Here is a 709-nt window from a genome sequence, read left to right as displayed (position 1 = left end):
ACGCTACACCGAGAACAAGCGATAGGCGGTGCAGCTGAAAAGCCGGTGAGGCAGAAGAGGCATCGATCCGCGCAAGAACGCGCTTGACGACTTTCCGAAGAGAAATAGCCGCGCCCTCGCCCGGAGGTCGCCCGAATAGCGGTGTCGAGCGGGCTTATAGCAGGGTTGTGGTTGGGGCGGATAGGCCGCGTTGATCCGTGGGGAAGTAGGGGGCCGGGTCGACTAGCGCGCATGCGGAACTGAAACCTAACCACGAGCTTATGGATCAATGAGCACACGGAGCACGGCATGGCCAAGAGCTTGAGGCAGGCGTATCTCGACGCCCAGGACGAATTGGAGCGCGCCGACATCAGCGATGAAACGCGCTTGCTACTGCGGAAGTACCACGCTGTGATCGAGTACCACAATCTTTACGAAGAGGTACTGCCGTTCACGTTCGGTGAGGACGGCAACGACATGCCGCCCGAACAACTAGCGCCCAGGAAGCGGGCTTGACGGAATATTAGCGATCTCTAAAAGTTTCTCGCGGCAGGTGGTGCTCCACCCGCTCCCCTGCCGAAGATCGGGATACGACCAGCCGCCGCCCCAGCGCACGGTCCTGACCACAGGCGCTAGCGACATTGCGTGCGACCCCGCCGCTGCTCCCATGGCTCGACAGGCAATGTAGCGCCTTCGGGAAATCCAGAGGTTCCATCATGAGCGACACGTC

General features: G+C 60.8%; 1 protein-coding gene. It reads left to right on the top strand.

Features of this window, described 5'->3' with window-relative positions; translation table 11 throughout:
• Nucleotides 1-288: 288 nt before the first annotated feature.
• Entirely contained in the window at nt 289-495 is a 207-nt protein-coding gene (locus tag ACXJ7R_RS35350; RefSeq protein ID WP_457155833.1) for a hypothetical protein, read from the top strand.
• Nucleotides 496-709 lie beyond the last annotated feature (214 nt).

The organism is Mesorhizobium sp. P5_C1 (assembly GCF_054049815.1).
This window is presented reverse-complemented; position numbering and strand designations above follow the sequence as displayed.

What these genes read in the sequence shown, in the direction of transcription:
- ACXJ7R_RS35350 (WP_457155833.1), top strand. Translation starts at nt 289, where the DNA reads ATGGCCAAGAGCTTGAGGCAGGCGTATCTCGACGCCCAGGACGAATTG.